Source organism: Pseudoalteromonas luteoviolacea H33-S (assembly GCF_001625695.1).
Lineage (GTDB): Bacteria > Pseudomonadota > Gammaproteobacteria > Enterobacterales > Alteromonadaceae > Pseudoalteromonas > Pseudoalteromonas luteoviolacea_B.
This window is the reverse complement of record NZ_AUXY01000074.1, coordinates 19,769-36,909: the sequence shown is the minus strand read 5'-3', so window position 1 is coordinate 36,909 and position 17,141 is coordinate 19,769. Positions and strand designations below refer to the sequence as shown.

Annotated in this window: 15 protein-coding genes; 9 read left to right on the top strand and 6 right to left on the bottom strand. The window is 42.4% G+C overall.

Translation table 11 applies throughout. The annotated features are described in order from the left end of the window. Positions 1–12 precede the first annotated feature (12 nt). The 9 genes from ccoO (at position 13) to uspE (ending at position 7,544) form a co-directional block, all read left to right on the top strand. The gene (gene ccoO, locus N477_RS13340) at positions 13–633 is read left to right on the top strand and encodes a cytochrome-c oxidase, cbb3-type subunit II (protein ID WP_063359912.1); all 621 of its coding nucleotides are present in this window, start codon (positions 13–15) and stop codon (positions 631–633) included. A 6-nt stretch (positions 634–639) separates the two neighbouring features. Then, positions 640–825 (top strand): cbb3-type cytochrome oxidase subunit 3, encoded by a 186-nt coding sequence (locus N477_RS13335; protein WP_046355371.1) that lies wholly within the window; start codon positions 640–642, stop codon positions 823–825. Further along, complete coding sequence (gene ccoP, locus N477_RS13330) at positions 822–1,787, top strand: cytochrome-c oxidase, cbb3-type subunit III (RefSeq protein ID WP_063359913.1); 966 nt, start codon at positions 822–824, stop codon at positions 1,785–1,787. The genes N477_RS13335 and ccoP overlap by 4 nt, the downstream gene beginning before the upstream one ends. 125 nt (positions 1,788–1,912) lie before the next feature. Continuing rightward, the gene (locus N477_RS13325) at positions 1,913–2,404 is read left to right on the top strand and encodes a FixH family protein (RefSeq protein ID WP_063359914.1); all 492 of its coding nucleotides are present in this window, start codon (positions 1,913–1,915) and stop codon (positions 2,402–2,404) included. A gap of 5 nt (positions 2,405–2,409) precedes the next feature. After that, the gene (locus N477_RS13320; RefSeq protein WP_063359915.1) at positions 2,410–4,782 is read left to right on the top strand and encodes a heavy metal translocating P-type ATPase; all 2,373 of its coding nucleotides are present in this window, start codon (positions 2,410–2,412) and stop codon (positions 4,780–4,782) included. Next, the gene (gene ccoS / locus N477_RS13315; protein ID WP_063359916.1) at positions 4,779–4,952 is read left to right on the top strand and encodes a cbb3-type cytochrome oxidase assembly protein CcoS; all 174 of its coding nucleotides are present in this window, start codon (positions 4,779–4,781) and stop codon (positions 4,950–4,952) included. Before N477_RS13320 ends, ccoS begins: the two co-directional genes overlap by 4 nt. Further along, positions 4,939–5,610 carry a sulfite exporter TauE/SafE family protein gene (locus N477_RS13310; RefSeq protein WP_063359917.1) on the top strand — a complete coding sequence of 224 codons (672 nt, stop codon included), beginning with the start codon at positions 4,939–4,941 and terminating at the stop codon, positions 5,608–5,610. The genes ccoS and N477_RS13310 overlap by 14 nt, the downstream gene beginning before the upstream one ends. A gap of 186 nt (positions 5,611–5,796) precedes the next feature. Beyond that, positions 5,797–6,525 carry an FNR family transcription factor gene (locus tag N477_RS13305; protein ID WP_063359918.1) on the top strand — a complete coding sequence of 243 codons (729 nt, stop codon included), beginning with the start codon at positions 5,797–5,799 and terminating at the stop codon, positions 6,523–6,525. 95 nt (positions 6,526–6,620) lie between these two features. Continuing rightward, positions 6,621–7,544: a universal stress protein UspE gene (gene uspE / locus N477_RS13300; RefSeq protein WP_063359919.1), complete on the top strand. Its 924-nt coding sequence runs from the start codon at positions 6,621–6,623 to the stop codon at positions 7,542–7,544. 438 nt (positions 7,545–7,982) lie between these two features. On the opposite strand, the gene ccoG is transcribed toward uspE, so the two are convergent. The 6 genes from ccoG to dapB form a co-directional block, all read right to left on the bottom strand. Further along, entirely contained in the window at positions 7,983–9,365 is a 1,383-nt protein-coding gene (ccoG, locus tag N477_RS13295; RefSeq protein ID WP_063359921.1) for a cytochrome c oxidase accessory protein CcoG, read from the bottom strand. A gap of 138 nt (positions 9,366–9,503) precedes the next feature. Beyond that, positions 9,504–10,943, bottom strand: a complete 1,440-nt coding sequence (locus N477_RS13290) for a sigma-54 interaction domain-containing protein (protein ID WP_063359922.1) — start codon at positions 10,941–10,943, stop codon at positions 9,504–9,506. A 166-nt stretch (positions 10,944–11,109) separates the two neighbouring features. Further along, positions 11,110–11,586 (bottom strand): transcription elongation factor GreA, encoded by a 477-nt coding sequence (gene greA / locus N477_RS13285; RefSeq protein WP_039609029.1) that lies wholly within the window; start codon positions 11,584–11,586, stop codon positions 11,110–11,112. A gap of 46 nt (positions 11,587–11,632) precedes the next feature. After that, positions 11,633–14,851 (bottom strand): carbamoyl-phosphate synthase large subunit, encoded by a 3,219-nt coding sequence (gene carB, locus N477_RS13280; protein WP_063359923.1) that lies wholly within the window; start codon positions 14,849–14,851, stop codon positions 11,633–11,635. Positions 14,852–14,869: 18 nt separating this feature from the next. Beyond that, entirely contained in the window at positions 14,870–16,006 is a 1,137-nt protein-coding gene (gene carA, locus N477_RS13275) for a glutamine-hydrolyzing carbamoyl-phosphate synthase small subunit (RefSeq protein ID WP_063359940.1), read from the bottom strand. Between the two features lie 209 nt (positions 16,007–16,215). Next, positions 16,216–17,016, bottom strand: a complete 801-nt coding sequence (dapB, locus tag N477_RS13270; RefSeq protein ID WP_063359924.1) for a 4-hydroxy-tetrahydrodipicolinate reductase — start codon at positions 17,014–17,016, stop codon at positions 16,216–16,218. Positions 17,017–17,141 lie beyond the last annotated feature (125 nt).

Below are 17,141 nucleotides of genomic sequence, written 5' to 3'. Positions count from 1 at the left end.
GAGGTATCGACTATGAGCAATAATAACTCGACAAATAAACACGAAATAGTAGAAAAGAACGTTGGATTGATGGCGATTCTCACAGTGTTTGCGATTAGCTTCGGTGCATTAGTAGAAATAACGCCACTGATGTTCCAAGATGATACAACAAAGCCAGTTGAGGGATTACGTCCATTAACCGCACTTGAGATGGAAGGCCGAGACGTTTATGTCCGTGAAGGCTGTTACAACTGTCATTCACAAATGATCCGCCCATTTAGGGATGAAGTTGAACGATATGGTCACTACTCCGTCGCTGGTGAATCTGTTTGGGACCACCCTTTCCAATGGGGTTCTAAAAGAACTGGACCTGATCTTGCGCGTGTTGGTGGTCGTTATTCTGACGACTGGCATTATGCGCACCTGATCGACCCTCGCTCCGTAGTTCCTGAATCAAATATGCCAGGATATCCTTGGCTAGAAGAGAACGTACTGGATGGTAAATTAACCGCTAAGAAGCTTGAAGTCTTCAAAAACTTCGGTGTGCCTTACACCGACGAAGATATCAAGAACGCACAGCAAGCAGTCCAAGGCAAAACCGAAATGGAAGCCTTGATCGCTTACTTGCAACAACTTGGCACACATTTGAAGTAATTTATTATGGATTACGGCACATACAGAGGCATTTTAACTCTGGTAATTTTAGTACTGTTCATTGTGATTGTTGTGTGGGCTTACAGCAAACGAACCAAAAGTCGGTTTGATGACGCTGCAAAAGCCATATTCGACGATGAAATAAAACACGACAACACAATTTCAAAAGAGGAAAAGGAGTCTGAAAAATGACTAGCTTTTGGAGTATTTGGGTCATCGTATTGACCTTAGCATGTCTGGCTCTCATATTTGGCCTATTAATTTGGAACCTGAAAAACTACACAGGTGTCGAAGAAGGTGCCAGTTGTGGTCACGAGTTTGACGGCATCGAAGAACTAAACAACCCACTGCCAAAATGGTGGACTTACATGTTCTTCGCAACATTCGTTTGGTCTGTGTACTACCTTGCAATGTATCCTGGCTTAGGTAACTTCGCTGGTTTACTTGGCTGGACCAGCTCTAACCAAGGTGTCATATCGCTCGAAGAGTCTAAACAAGCTGTGTTAGACGCAAAAGATAAAGGGGTCTGGGTTCAACTTGATAAAGAGTTTGAAGCCGCAGACGAACGTTTTGGTCCTATATTTAAAGCGTTTGCAGAGCAAGATGTATTAACACTTGCAAAAGATTCAGACGCGTTGGAAATCGGGCAAAGGCTTTATGCTCAAAACTGTGCACAGTGTCACGGCTCAGATGCGCGTGGTGGCCTTGGCTTCCCTAACCTGACTGACAAAGACTGGTTATATGGCGGTACACCGGATCAAATCAAAGAGACACTGCTAAATGGTCGAATTGCAGCGATGCCCGGTTGGGAAGCAGCATTAGGTGAGCAAGGCGTAAAAGAAATGACCGCTTATGTACTAAGCCTATCAGGCCGTACAGTAAACCAAAAAGATGCTGACGCTGGTAAAGCTAAATTTGCTATGTGTGCAGCATGTCACGGTGCTGACGGTACTGGCTCTGTCGCACTTGGATTACCATTCGGTGCACCTGATTTGACCGATAATATATGGCTATACGGTGGCTCAAAACGCGCTGTTGAAGAGTCAATACGTCATGGTCGCGCAGGTGTGATGCCGGCATGGAAAGACATTTTAGGTGAAGATAAAGTTCATCTTTTAACTGCCTATGTATATAGCTTATCTCAAGAGAAATAAGTATGGCATAAACATGTAAGCCTCCATAATGGAGGCTTACTTATAGTAACAAACTAACGTAAATTTAATATAAAACTCGCCTAGTAGGCAGCAAAACAAACAACAATGTAAAGTAGTGAATAATTATGAATCCAACTCCGTGGTATAAGAATTTTTGGCCTTGGTTTTTAATGTTTTTCCCACTCGTCACCATCATTGCGTGCGTATTTTTAGTGACTTATGCTGTTGGTAACGGTCCTGATATGGTCGTCGATGATTATTACAAAAAAGGCAAAGCAATCAACCTCGAGTTGAGCAAATTCAATAAAGCAAAAGCGCTATATCTACATGGCGATTTGATTGTTGAAAATGACAAAATCAGCTTTGATTTCACCAAAGGCGATCGCAGTAATGTCAACGCATTAAAAGTATCGTTTTATCACAGAACAATTAAAGAATACGACTTCTCCACGACCCTGCTTGCCAATGCCAGCGGTACATACACCGCGTTACTAGATAAAGAACACAGCGGCGCATTTACCGTGTTCATCGAACCTATGGACGGCAGTTGGAAAATGAAGGAGAACTTGCAATTACCAACTGATAAGCCTGTTTCTATTACACCCCAATACAAGTAATTCTTATGGCAAAAAGTTGTTTTCATTGCCTTGAAGCTGTCCCTTCAGGATTTCAAGGTGAAGTTGTTTTCGAAGGAATCGCCAATCCAGTCTGTTGCACAGGCTGTCAAGCTGTTGCAGAAACAATCCTTGCGCAGGGAATGAGTGACTATTATAAATTTCGCACAGAGTCCAGCGGCAAAGTTGAAGAGTTAGTACCAGAACAATTAAAAGAACTGCTCAGCTACGATAACAAAGATATTCAAAAAGACTTTGTGGCTGAACAAGGTAATTTGAAAGAAGTACTACTCAGTGTTGAAGGGATCAGCTGTGCAGCATGTGCCTGGCTGATCGAAAAACAGTTACTTGCAATCCCAGGCATTAAACGTGTCGATGTTAATACCTCAACCCATCGAGCGATGATCTTGTGGCAAGATGAAACGACCAAGCTCAGTGAAATCATCGCTGCACTGATGCAAATCGGATACAAAGCGTATCCATTCCAAGCAGATGAAGAAGCCGCGCAAAAACAAGCTGCTGCTAAAGCTTATATGCGTCGCTTAGGCGTTGCTGGGCTAATGACTATGCAAGTCATGATGTTCGCTTTTGCCATGTACTTTGGCATGTTTTCAGGTATGGAAGAAGGGTTTGAGCAATATTTCCGCTGGATTAGTTTAATTTTAGCTTCGCCTGTCATTCTCTATTCCGCCCTGCCTTTTTTAACCAATGCAGTAAAAGGCCTTAAAAGCCGCCAACTGAATATGGATCTGCCGGTTTCACTGGCAATTTTTGGCGCATATGGAGCAAGTTGCTATGCGACTGTCATGTCTGTGGGCGAGGTCTATTTTGAGTCCATCTGCATGTTTACTTTTCTGCTCCTACTCGGAAAGTATCTAGAGTTTAGAGCACGAATGAAAGCAAGCGAGTTTACTGCTAACTTGCAAAAACTTTTGCCTCTTACCGCTAGGCGATTATCTGGTACAACAGAGGAAGTCATTGCGGCGAAAAGCCTAACATTAAACGATTTAATCTTGGTTAAACCTGGCGAGACAATTCCCGCCGATGGCATTGTGGTTGATGGTACGAGTACAGTCGACGAATCGATGATGACAGGTGAACATCTCCCGATTAAAAAATTTACCAATCACCAAGTCTATGCAGGCACGCTGAATCACGATGGCGTCATCACTTTAAAAATTAACAAAGTTGGGCAAAACACACTACTCAATCAGATCATTAAGCTTCAACATAACGCTTTAATGAAAAGGCCCAAAATTGTTGAAGTAACCGATAAAGTCGCCCAGTGGTTTGTGGCCTGCTTACTGATCTTTGCCTCCATCACAGCAATTGGTTGGTACCATGTCGAACCCGAGCATGCATTCTGGATCACAATCGCTGTTTTAGTTGCCACCTGCCCATGTGCATTAAGCTTGGCTATCCCTACAGCTTTAACCTGTGCCGTTGCGACACTTACCAGAAAAGGCATCTTGATCAAAGAAGCGCATGTATTAGAAACTGCGCCCAAGGTAAGTCGGTATGCATTTGATAAAACAGGTACCCTTACAGAAGGGCGTTTTACTATTTCGAATGTCACTGTTCTAGATGAGCAATATGCAGAGTCGATGATTTTAGCCCTTGCAAGCGCACTGGAGCGCTATTCCGAACATCCAATCGCGAAAGCGTTTGCTGACGAAAAAGTCAGCTTTTTAGAGATAAATAAAGCGAAGGTATCAACAGGCCTTGGTGTAAGCGGCCAATTTGAAGGCAAACACATCGCAATTGGCAAACCTAGCTGGTTTGGAAGTCATGCCTCTTTTGCGCAGGCAACCCTATTTGTTGACAAGCGGCCTATCGCGGACTTTTACCTTCAAGATAAAGTACGAACCAGTGCGCCCGAAGTCGTCGAATATTTACAATCTCATCAGCTCACATGCCATATGTTAACCGGTGATAGCTCAAAAGCTGCCAGCGATTTATCTAACGAGCTTGGACTTGATTCTTATAAACAAGCGTGTGCACCAAAAGACAAGCAAAATGAAGTTGAACACTGGTCTGATAAAGGTCACATCGTAGCTATGGTTGGCGATGGCGTAAACGATAGCCCAGTATTTAATAGCGCCCACCTTTCTATTGCAATGGAAACTGGCGCAGATATTTCAAAAAACACGGCTGATGTAGTACTGTTAAATAGTGATCTAAATTCACTGAAAACGCTACAAAGTGTGGCCATTAAAACTAAGCAAATCATTAAGCAAAATTTGACGATTTCGCTGCTGTATAACGGCTCTATCTTACCATTAGCTGCACTTGGGCTCGTGCCACCTTGGCTCGCTGTAATTGGCATGTCAGCAAGCTCTATTGTGGTCATTACCAACTCATTAAGGTTATTGAAGCTATGAGTATAATTTATGTATTGATCCCCATCGCTATTTTATTTGTGGTTATCGCCATCGGGGTGTTTTTTTGGGCTGTAAAAAGCGAGCAATTCTCTGATCTAAACAAGCAAGCGCACAGCATTTTGTTTGAAGATGACAAAGAGCAACATAACAAGAGTAATGATGGAAATTAGTTTTGCCAGTGCATTTTTTATGGGACTGATGGGCAGTGGCCACTGCTTAGCTATGTGTGGTGGAATAGCATCAAGCTTACAGCTTGCCCAATCAAAGCAAGCTCCCCTTCTCGTCGCTTTTTTATACAATTTTGGCCGACTTTTAAGTTATGCTACCGCAGGCCTGCTGGTTGCTGCACTGGGCGCATCTTTAGCGAAGCAACACACAGGTTTTGCTATTGCTTTATCCTATTTAAGTGGCGTATTTATGCTGCTCGTTGGCCTATACATTATGCGGCTTGCTGGCACACTAAATTGGCTAGAAAAACTCGGAAACTTTGTAATTTGGCAACGTATAGTCAAGCTAAATAAACACATTTTACCGATTGATACCAAAGCAAAAGCGCTTGCTTATGGCGCTTTATGGGGATGGCTACCATGCGGCCTTGTATACAGTGCTTTGATATGGAGCCTTCAAGCAAAAAGTGCCCTGTATGGCGCACTGACTATGATGGCTTTCGCTCTGGGGACCTTTCCTGCATTACTTGTTGCAGGACAATCAGCGCAAATACTCAACAAATTTTTAAACCATACGGTTACGAGAGTAGCACTTGGTAATCTCTTTGTATGGTATGGGTTTTACTTGATTATCATCACTAGTAATAAACTAGTAGATTAATCTAGTTTTATGCTTACTAATATTAGATAATAGCAAGCATAGATTAAGTCCTTAAAAGCAGGAGTTTTTACGGGCTTATTATGGTGAAAATTTCGAAGTACTTAACTTAATAATAATATTTAAGTTTTTGTTTTTGGCAATTTTTGAATTTATTTTTTATGTGCGTCTAAGAGTAATGGATTAATTATGGATTTAAATAATCGCTCCAAAAGTCAGTGTACAATCAGTTGTACAAATTGCAGTATAAGTCAGCTTTGCTTGCCTTATTCACTCAATGGTAATGAGATGGATAAGCTAGATGAAATCATCGAACGAAAGAAACCTTTACATAAAGGTGACTTCTTATTCGAATCTGGCACAGCACTTCAAGCAATTTACGCCGTTAGATCTGGCTCATTTAAATCTTATACCCTGTCTGAGCAAGGTGATGAGCAAATAACTGGGTTCCACCTCGCTGGTGACTTGGTTGGTTTTGATGCCATCAATAAAATGCAACATCAAAGTTTTGCACAAGCACTCGAAACTTCAATGGTATGTGAAATCCCGTTTGAAACACTTGATGAACTTGCAGGTAAATTACCAAAATTAAGACAGCAGATCATGAGACTAATGAGTAACGAGATCAACTATGATCAAGAGATGTTATTGTTACTCAACAAAAAAACGGCTGAAGAAAGGCTCGCAACCTTTATCTTTAACTTATCTAACCGATTTGGCGAACGTGGTTTCTCTCGTAAAGAGTTCCGCTTTACAATGACACGAGGCGAAATTGGTAACTACCTAGGCCTGACAGTTGAAACTATCAGCCGCCTGTTAAGCCGCTTTCAAAAAGCTGGCTTAATCAAAGTTGAAGGTAAATTCATTACGATTTTAGAACCTGAAGGTTTAGCTGCAGCAGCTGGTATTACTACTTGATCTAAACCAATATTTCTGCCGAATTCGCTTTATACCTTGGCTATATCAGTTACACTCAAAGTATATTGATTAGCCAAGTGCCATAGGAGGCTTTTATGGACAAGATAAAGAGAATTCTCACTGTTATTGACCCCACAAAAGAGCAACAAAATAGCCTTGAACGCTCTATTAGTCTCGCCCAAAAGACAGGGGCAAAAATAACAGCCTTCCTCTCTATTTATGACTTTTCATACGAAATGACAACCATGCTTTCCAAAGAAGAGCGCGAAGCGATGCGCCTCGCAGTTATTAAAGATAGAGAAGAATGGATCAATATACAGATAGAAAAATATACCGACTTAGACATCCAAGCAAAGGTGGTATGGCACAATCGGCCATATGAAGCAATTATTGAAGAAGTGCTCGACGAGCAATTCGATATCGTTATCAAATCGACACATCAACACGATACGTTAAAATCCGTTATATTTACCCCGACTGATTGGCACCTAATACGAAAATGCCCTACTCCAGTACTTTTGGTTAAAGATAAAGCCTGGCCAGAGCATGGAGAGATCATCGCAGCGGTCAACTCGGTCAGTGACAATGAGCAACACCAAGAGCTTAACAAACGAATTGTCAAAGACGCCCTGTTTATTTGTGATCTTGCAGATGCGTCATTAAGCTTGGTTAATACCTATCCTGCAACGCCAGTTAACATCGCCATAGAAATCCCTGAATTCAACCCATCGCAATACAGTGAGGCGGTTAAAAAGCACCATGAAGATGAAACATGGTCTTTAGCGAGTAAGTTTAACATCGCAAAAGAGACCTGTATTATCGAAGAAGGTCTACCTGAAGACGTCATCCCTTCTGTTGCAGACAAAAAGTCAGCTGAGCTTGTCGTTATTGGTACGGTAGGAAGAACAGGATTGAGTGCAGCTTTAATAGGTAATACGGCAGAACATGTTATTGATAGCTTAGATTGCGACGTCTTAGCACTCAAGCCTGATGGTTACAAAAGCCCCCTAGAAAACTAACATCGCATAAGTCCGATATTTAGTATCGGACTTTTCTTCAATACATCAAGTGTCAGCTTAAAACCTACAGCATAAAAAGATAAACCACCCCAACAAAGCACAGCCCAAACAGACATAACATGACGAACCTTAAAAAGCGGGTAGACTTAGGCATTTCATATTGTCTAAATGCTTTCAAATTCAAGGCTTCTCTATTTGATAACCCCTTACAATGTGGGCACTCATCCAGTTCATCACTCAAGAACACACCACAACGCTCACATGGTGAACAGTTTGCATTTCGATACCCTATCACCTGTTTCTCCCGTTGACTAAGTTTAATAAGCAAAATCAGCACACAGTCTACTTTACTTTTCGGCTGCAATCTCATGCTTTACCTAAAATGTAAAAAAGGGCCAATTGGCCCTTCGAGGAATAACCCAGTGCTCTACTAAAACACTAGTTTTTATAAAAATAGCTGTCTTTCGTGATAGAAATACTGCTATCTTCATTCGCGGAAATAGTAAATTGAATTGGCGTTCGCTTACTTTGAATATCATAGCCATCAGCGGCAATCGTCACTGGAACGAGTAACATCTTACCGCCTTGTATTTCAATCTCCTGCGGGGCTGTCAGTTTAGCGTTATGCAAACCATGGAAGCTTACTTTGTATTGCAATGTTTGCTGCGTTTTATTAATGATACTTAACGTGTATGGGTTTTCGACTAACCCTTCGTAATTAACCCTGTAAAGCGCATTACGGTCACGAATTACAGATGCTTCAATGGGCGTGCGATTAAATGCCCAAATTGCCATGGTCGCAAGTATAACCGCAAACAAGCCTGCATAGCCAACAAGCTTGAGTCTGAAAGGGCTAGATGTTTTTCCAGCGGTTTGATTTTCACTAACGTATTGTATTAAGCCAGTTTGATAACCAAACTTAGACATGGTGTCATCACATGCATCTATACATAATCCACAGTTAATACACTCATATTGAAGGCCATTTCGTATATCTATGCCCGCAGGACACACCTCAACACACAAGTTGCAGTCTACGCAATCTCCAAGCCCTTGTGCTTTGTGATCAGACTTGCGCTTGCGTGGCCCACGATTCTCGCCTCGTATTGCGTCGTAAGTAACTAACAAAGTGTCTTTGTCGAACATAACTGATTGGAAACGTGAATATGGACATGCCACATTACACATTTTTTCTCTTAAGAAGCCAGCATTGCCGTAGGTACAAAAAGCAAATAAAAACACCCAAAAACTCACTAAACCAGACCACTCTAAAGTGAACATATCGATGTATAAGGTTTTCGCTGGCACAAAATAAGCCATAAATGAAGTCGCGGTAAATAAAGAAATCAATAACCAAATCGTGTGTTTAGCTGTTTTTCTCAGCGCTTTTTGTGATTTCCAATTCGATTTATCTAGTTTAATACGTTGATTACGAGTTCCCTCAACTCGATGCTCTACCCATGTAAACATTAACATCCAAATGGTTTGAGGGCAGGTATAACCACACCAAACTCGGCCCAACCAATTTGTGACAAAGAATAAACCAAAAGCACCTGCCATGAATACCCAGGCTAAAATCATAAAGTCATGCGGTAAAAATGTCTGGCTAAATATTCTAAATTGCTGGCTTGAAACATCAAAAAGTACCGCTTGCTGGCCTTTGTAGGGGATCCAAGGAATGGCGATAAATACCAACATCAAGATCCAGCCAAGGTTACGACGGATTTTCTGAAAGAACCCTTTTTGTTCTCGGATATAAATTGGCCCTTCTTGCTTGTAGGGCTTAATAATCATATCCTCTTCTTTAATATCAAACTTCATATTACTTGCTTACGGTAAGTGGAACACGATTAGTTATTTGCAACTTTCAGACCAAACTGAAAGATAGGTAAATGCATGATATATAAAAGATTTTTTACCACACCCTTCTAAGGAAGCGTGATATTTCACGAAAAATCTTTAAATATCGCGTTTTTTCGAGATCCCCAACTTTTTCATCTTAGAGCGCAGCGTACTTTCATTTAATCCAAGCTTTTCAGCGGCTCCTTGCGCGCCTGAAATTTTCCAACCGCTAATCTCTAACACTTTAATAATATGGTGCTTTTGAACTTCATCCAAACGAACTGCAGTCTCACCTTTCATGACAACATTCTCATCTACGTGTAAAGGCTGTGACAAATGCAATGTGTAGCCGCTTGCTAAAATAGCTTCACGCTCCAAAATATTCTGAAGCTCCCTGATATTTCCAGGCCAATCATAGGACTCTAATTTGATTAAAGATGATTTTGCTATCCCTTTGATTTGCTTACCCAACCTAACATTAAGCTTATTAATCATGTTGGCACACAACATAGGTAAATCTTCTTTTCTTTCACGAAGCGGAGGCACTTTAATAGGGAATACATTTAATCGATAATATAAATCCATCCTAAACGCCCCCTCTTCCACCATTTGCCACAAGTCTCTGTTTGTCGCTGCAATTACTCGTATATTAACGGATATGGTTTTTGTACCGCCAACACGCTCAAACTCTTGCTCTTGCAGCACGCGCAGTAGCTTGCTTTGGGCTTCTTGGGGTAGCTCACCAATCTCATCTAAAAATAAGGTGCCATTGTGTGCAAGCTCAAAACGGCCTTTTCTTTTATCATGTGCGCCTGTAAATGCGCCTTTTTCATGACCAAATAATTCTGACTCTAACAAACTTGGGGAAAATGCAGCACAATTCACACGTACAAATGGCATTTTTGAGCGACAGCTTAAGGCGTGTAGGTTTCGTGCAACTAGCTCTTTACCTGTACCATTTTCACCTAAAACAAGCACTGTACTGTCGGTTGTACTAACTAACTTAATTTGCTCAAGCATACGGTTGAAAACATGGCTTTGGCCCACCAAACCAGAACCTTGCCAATTTTGATTAATTTCAGACAACAGATAGCTATTTTCGTCTTTTAATTGCTCTGATAAAGACTGCACTTGTTTGAGCGCATCACGAAGTGCTTGCTCTGTTTCCTCTTGTTGTGAAATATCGCGAAATATCGCTACAGCCCCTATCACTTGACCATCTCGATACACAGGTGTCGATGTGTATTCAACCGGAAAGCAACTCCCATCTTTACGCCAAAAAACCTCTCCTTTAACATAACGCGTTTCACCATCAAACATGGTCTTATAAATTTGGCACTCATCGGCGGGGTATTCGCTACCATCTGGGTGGCTATGATGGTGATACTGATGAATTTTCTTACCGAGTAACTCATCAGCTCCCCACCCTGTCATTTTTTCTGCTGCAGGATTGATAAAAACGGCATTACCAGATAGGTCAAAGCCATAGATACCTTCGCCGACGGCATTGAGTAAGAGTTTTGGGTCATTTAAGAAGTGCTTAATAACAGATGACATCATCATTCCTCGTGATATTTCACGATTGATAGTACGCCAATCAGCTTTATCTAGCGAGAAGTGTTCATAGAAAGGATGATCTTAGTCAAAAATGATATTTATTTTGTGTAGAAATAAAAAAGCCCAGTTACAATGAACTGGGCTTTTGATCTTTAGGTTAGACTAATTAGACGTATTCAACTTCGATGATTTCGTATTCAACAGTACCGTTTGGAGTTTGAATATTAACTGAATCATCTAGCTCTTTGCCGACTAAGCCACGAGCAATTGGTGAATTTACAGAAATTAAATTGTTTTTAATGTCTGCTTCGTCGTCGCCAACAATTTTATAAGTTACTTCTTCATCAGTATCTACATTAACAATCGTTACTGTGCTACCAAAAATAACCTTGCCATTATTAGCCATCTTTGTGACGTCAATTACTTGAGAAGTCGATAATTTAGCTTCGATTTCTTGAATTCGCCCTTCACAAAAACCCTGTTGTTCACGCGCAGCATGATACTCAGCGTTTTCTTTTAAGTCACCGTGTTCACGCGCTTCGGCAATATCGGCAACAATTTGGGGACGAACCACTTTTTTCAGATGGTTCAGTTCTTCACGAAGCAACTCTTCGCCTCGTACAGTCATCGGAATTGATTGCATAAGTCTCTCACTTACCACCAAGGCCAAAGGCCTTGGCTTATATCCATTAGTTCAATCGCTGGTGTAATTCTTGTACAGAGTTTACAGAGCTTCTGTCATCTGCGGCATGCGCAGTACAGTTTGCAAACGCTGCATTTAGCGTGGTGGTGTAGTTAGTCTTATGCTGAAGTGCACCACGACGTAACACCTTCGAATCTTCAATCGCTTGGCGACCTTCAGTGGTATTTACGATGTAGCTGTACTCACCATTCTTGATACGGTCAAGAATATGAGGACGACCTTCAAATACCTTGTTCACGCGGCGAACTTCAATGCCAGCTTCTTCTAGTGCTTTAGCTGTACCGTTCGTTGCGTCAAGCTCAAAACCGATAGCTTTCATCGTTTTAGCAAGCTCAACAACGCGTGACTTGTCGCTGTTACGGACAGATAGTAACGCGCGACCGCCACGTGGTAAAGCGTTTGATGCACCTAATTGAGCTTTTGCGAATGCTTCGGCGAAGTTTTCACCAACACCCATGACTTCACCCGTTGAACGCATCTCTGGACCACGGATTGGGTCAACACCTAAGAACTTAGCAAAAGGAAGTACAACTTCTTTCACGCTGTAATAAGGAGGAATTACTTCTTTTGTTACGCCTTGGCTTTCTAGAGATTGGCCAACCATACAACGAGCAGCGACTTTCGCAAGTGCAACACCTGTTGCTTTAGAAACAAATGGTACTGTACGCGCTGCACGAGGGTTAACCTCGATTAGGTATACTTTGCCATCTTTCACAGCAAACTGAGTATTCATTAGACCCACAACACCAAGCTCTAGCGCCATGTCACGTACTTGCTTGCGCATAACGTCTTGAATATCTTGCGATAGAGAGTGTGCTGGTAATGAACATGCTGAGTCACCTGAGTGAACACCCGCCTGCTCGATGTGCTCCATGATACCGCCGATGATCACGTTTTCACCATCACAGATAGCATCAACGTCAACTTCGATTGCATCATCTAGGAAGCGGTCAAGAAGAACTGGTGCTTCGTTAGATACAGATACCGCTTCAGTCATGTAACGACGTAAGTCATCTTCGTCATACACGATTTCCATCGCACGACCACCTAGTACGTATGATGGACGAACAACTAATGGGAAACCGATTTCTTGAGACTTAGCAACCGCTTCTTCTAATGAAGTGACTGTCGCGTTCTCAGGCTGAAGAAGGTCAAGACGTTCAACAAGTTGCTGGAAACGCTCACGGTCTTCTGCACGGTCGATTGCGTCAGGAGAAGTACCAATAACTGGCACACCATTCGCTTCAAGGTCACGCGCTAGCTTAAGTGGTGTTTGACCACCGTACTGAACGATAACGCCTTTTGGCTTCTCAACGCGTACGATTTCTAGCACATCTTCAAGTGTAATCGGCTCGAAGAATAGACGATCTGACGTATCATAATCTGTAGAAACAGTCTCAGGGTTACAGTTAACCATGATAGTTTCATAGCCATCTTCACGCATTGCAAGCGCCGCATGAACACAACAGTAATCGAATTCGATACCTTGACCGATACGGTTAGGGCCACCGCCGATAACCATGATCTTGTCTTTGTCAGATGGTGCTGCTTCACACTCTTCGTCATATGTAGAGTACATGTACGCTGTGTCTGAGCTGAACTCTGCAGCACAAGTATCAACACGCTTGTAAACAGGTAGGATTTCTAACTGATGACGCTTCTTACGGATTTCTTTTTCAGACACACCTGCAATTTCAGCAATGCGCGCATCAGCAAAACCCTTACGCTTAAGGCGACGAAGGAAATCTTTGTTAAGACCGGCAAGACCTGCTTCTGCAATTTGAACTTCATCTTTGATGATGTCTTCAATCTGAACTAAGTACCAACGGTCAATCTTAGTTAGCTCGAATACATCTTCAACACTCATACCGTGACGCATTGCATCTGCAATGTACCAAATACGCTCTGCACCTGGCTCGCGTAGCTCACGGATGATGGTTTCTTTTGCTTTAGGGTCATCAAGTGCAACGATTGGGTTGAAACCCGTCGCGCCCACTTCTAGACCACGAAGTGCTTTGTGAAGAGACTCTTGCTGGTTACGTCCAATCGCCATAACCTCACCAACAGACTTCATCTGAGTCGTTAGACGGTCATTTGCACCAGCGAACTTTTCAAAGTTAAAACGAGGGATCTTAGTCACAACGTAGTCAATTGAAGGCTCAAATGATGCTGGTGTCGCGCCACCAGTGATGTCATTTTGAAGCTCATCAAGCGTGTAGCCTACAGCCAGTTTTGCTGCGATTTTCGCGATTGGGAAACCCGTCGCTTTTGATGCGAGTGCAGATGAACGAGATACACGTGGGTTCATCTCAATGATAACCATACGGCCATCTTTTGGATTTACACCAAACTGAACGTTTGAACCACCTGTTTCAACACCAATCTCACGCAATACCGCCATCGAAGCGTTACGCATTAGCTGATATTCTTTATCAGTCAGTGTTTGTGCCGGTGCAACCGTGATTGAGTCACCGGTGTGAACACCCATTGGATCAAAGTTTTCAATAGAACATACGATGATACAGTTGTCGTTTTTGTCACGAACAACTTCCATCTCATACTCTTTCCAACCAAGTAAGCTCTCATCAATAAGAAGCTCATTAGTCGGTGAAAGGTCTAAACCACGTGTACAGATTTCTTCGAACTCTTCCATGTTGTAAGCAACACCACCACCGGTGCCACCCATTGTGAAAGAAGGACGGATGATACATGGGAAGCCAATACGCGTTAATACGTCTTTTGCTTCGTCCATTGAGTGTGCGATCTCTGCACGAGGACACTCAAGGCCAATATTTTTCATCGCGATGTCGAAACGCTCACGGTTTTCTGCTTTATCGATTGCATCCGCAGTTGCGCCAATCAGCTCAACATCGTGCTTAGCCAGCACACCGTGCTTGTCTAAATCAAGCGCACAGTTCAGTGCAGTCTGACCACCCATGGTAGGAAGGACCGCATCTGGCTTTTCTTTTTCGATGATTTTTTCAACAACTTCCCAGTGAATTGGCTCGATGTAAGTTGCATCAGCCATTTCTGGGTCAGTCATAATCGTTGCAGGGTTCGAGTTTACAAGAATAACTCGATAGCCTTCTTCTCTAAGCGCTTTACAGGCCTGAGCACCAGAGTAGTCAAATTCACATGCTTGGCCGATAACAATTGGGCCTGCGCCCAAGATTAGAATGCTTTTTATGTCGGTACGTTTTGGCATTGTTACTCCAGTAATAAATTAGGCTTTGCGTGCTTGCATTAATTCAATGAAGTGGTCAAACAACGGCGCTGCGTCGTGTGGACCAGGGCTTGCTTCAGGGTGACCTTGGAAACTGAAAGCTGGCTTATCAGTGCGGTGAATACCCTGTAACGTACCGTCGAATAATGACTTGTGCGTTGCACGAAGATTGTCAGGTAAGCTCTGCTCATCAGCAGCGAAACCATGGTTTTGCGCTGTGATCATCACTACATCACGATCTAAATCTTTAACCGGATGGTTACCACCGTGGTGACCAAACTTCATTTTTACTGTTTTTGCACCTGATGCTAATGCCAGTAGTTGGTGACCAAGACAAATACCAAAAATTGGAGTGTCTGTTTCAAGGAAAGACTGGATAGCATCGATTGCATAAGTACACGGCTCTGGATCACCAGGACCATTTGAAAGGAAGATGCCGTCTGGGTTTAATGCCAGTACTTCTGCAGCGGAGGTTTCTGCAGGAACAACCGTTAGCTTACAGCCACGGTCAACTAGCATACGTAAGATATTTTTCTTTACACCAAAATCGTATGCAACAACATGGAACTGCTCTTCACCTTGCTCAAGCGTTTTAAAGCCTTCACCTAGTGTCCAGCTGCCTTCATTCCAAGGAAAAGAAGATTCTGTTGTTACAACTTTTGCTAAATCCATTCCTTTTAGGCCAGGGAATGCCTTAGCCGCTTCAAGCGCCTGTTGCTCGTCAACGTCATCACCAGCGATGATGCAGCCGTTTTGAGCTCCCTTATCACGTAGGATACGCGTCAGCTTGCGCGTATCGATATCCGCTATCCCTAAAATATTACGTTCTTTCAAATAATCACTTAACGATTGTTCGTTACGGAAATTACTTGCTAGTAATGGTAAGTCACGAATCACAAGGCCTTTAGCCCAGATTTTGTCCGCTTCTTCGTCTTCACTGTTGGTACCAGTGTTTCCGATGTGCGGGTAAGTTAAGGTGACAATTTGTTCCGCGTAAGACGGATCGGTCAAGATTTCTTGATATCCTGTCATAGACGTATTGAATACTACCTCACCAACAGAAATACCGTCGGCGCCGATGGCAGTACCGCGAAACACCGTACCGTCTTCAAGGACTAACAGAGCGGATTTAGTCAAGTTAACCTCCATAGATATAAAAAAACGGGATAAGCAAACACGCTTTTTTCCCGTCTACAAAGCGCTTGGTAACACGCAGTAATTAAATTTTGGCAAATTCGTTATAGTCTACAGCACTTTCTGAGATTCGTCTAATGATTAGAGTAAAAAACTTGAAAATAAGCACTTAAAAGTCATTTTCAAGTGAAACCGCCAAAAAAATAAACAAACTACTTCAAACCTAGGACATCTTGCATGTCATAAAGTCCTGCTGGTTTGTTTTTCAACCACTGTGCAGCCCTTACTGCACCTGATGCAAACGTTAACCTTGATGCAGCTTTGTGGGTTAATTCAAGCCTTTCACCCATGGTTGCAAAGTAAGCTGTATGTTCACCAACTATGTCACCTGCTCGGAGGACTGAATAGCCAATTTCGTCTTGACTTTTCGCTTCATGGACATTACTACGGTCATACCTTGCAACAGTGTCATGATCCCACCCTTTCGCCTCTGCAATGGCTTCACCAATTGCTAATGCCGTACCTGACGGCGCATCAATCTTATTTCTGTGGTGGGCTTCAAATATTTCAATGTCCATTTCATCAGCAAGCTTAGTCGCTGCCGTTTGCACCAAGTTTAATAACAGGTTTACGCCGACACTAAAGTTGCGCGCAAATACAATGGGGATGTGTTTGCTGGCTTCTTGTAACTGTGCCATTTCTGGATCAGATAGACCGGTTGTACCAATCACCATGGGGATTTGTTTGCTTACTGCCTTATTTAAATGAGACAACATGCCTTCAGGCAACGTAAAGTCGATGAGTACATCAGCTTGCAGGTCTTCACTGTTTTCAGCGCTAAATTTAAGCGTTGATGTGTGAACAGGTTGTAGTGCCCTAACTTGCGTATTTAAATATTGCGAGCTTTCTCTTACAAATGCGCCAGCTAGTTCAACCTCTTTTTCAATTTCTACCGCTTCAATCAATGCCTGTCCCATTCTGCCGTTTGCACCAAATACACCTATTTTTGTCATTACTTTCTCATTCCTAATTTTTATCAACGCTTCAGATGAGTAGACGATAATCAATTCGCCCTCTTCATCCAATATGCGCATTTTTTTCTAGCACTTAATCGAGTAAACAACTAATTATCACATGC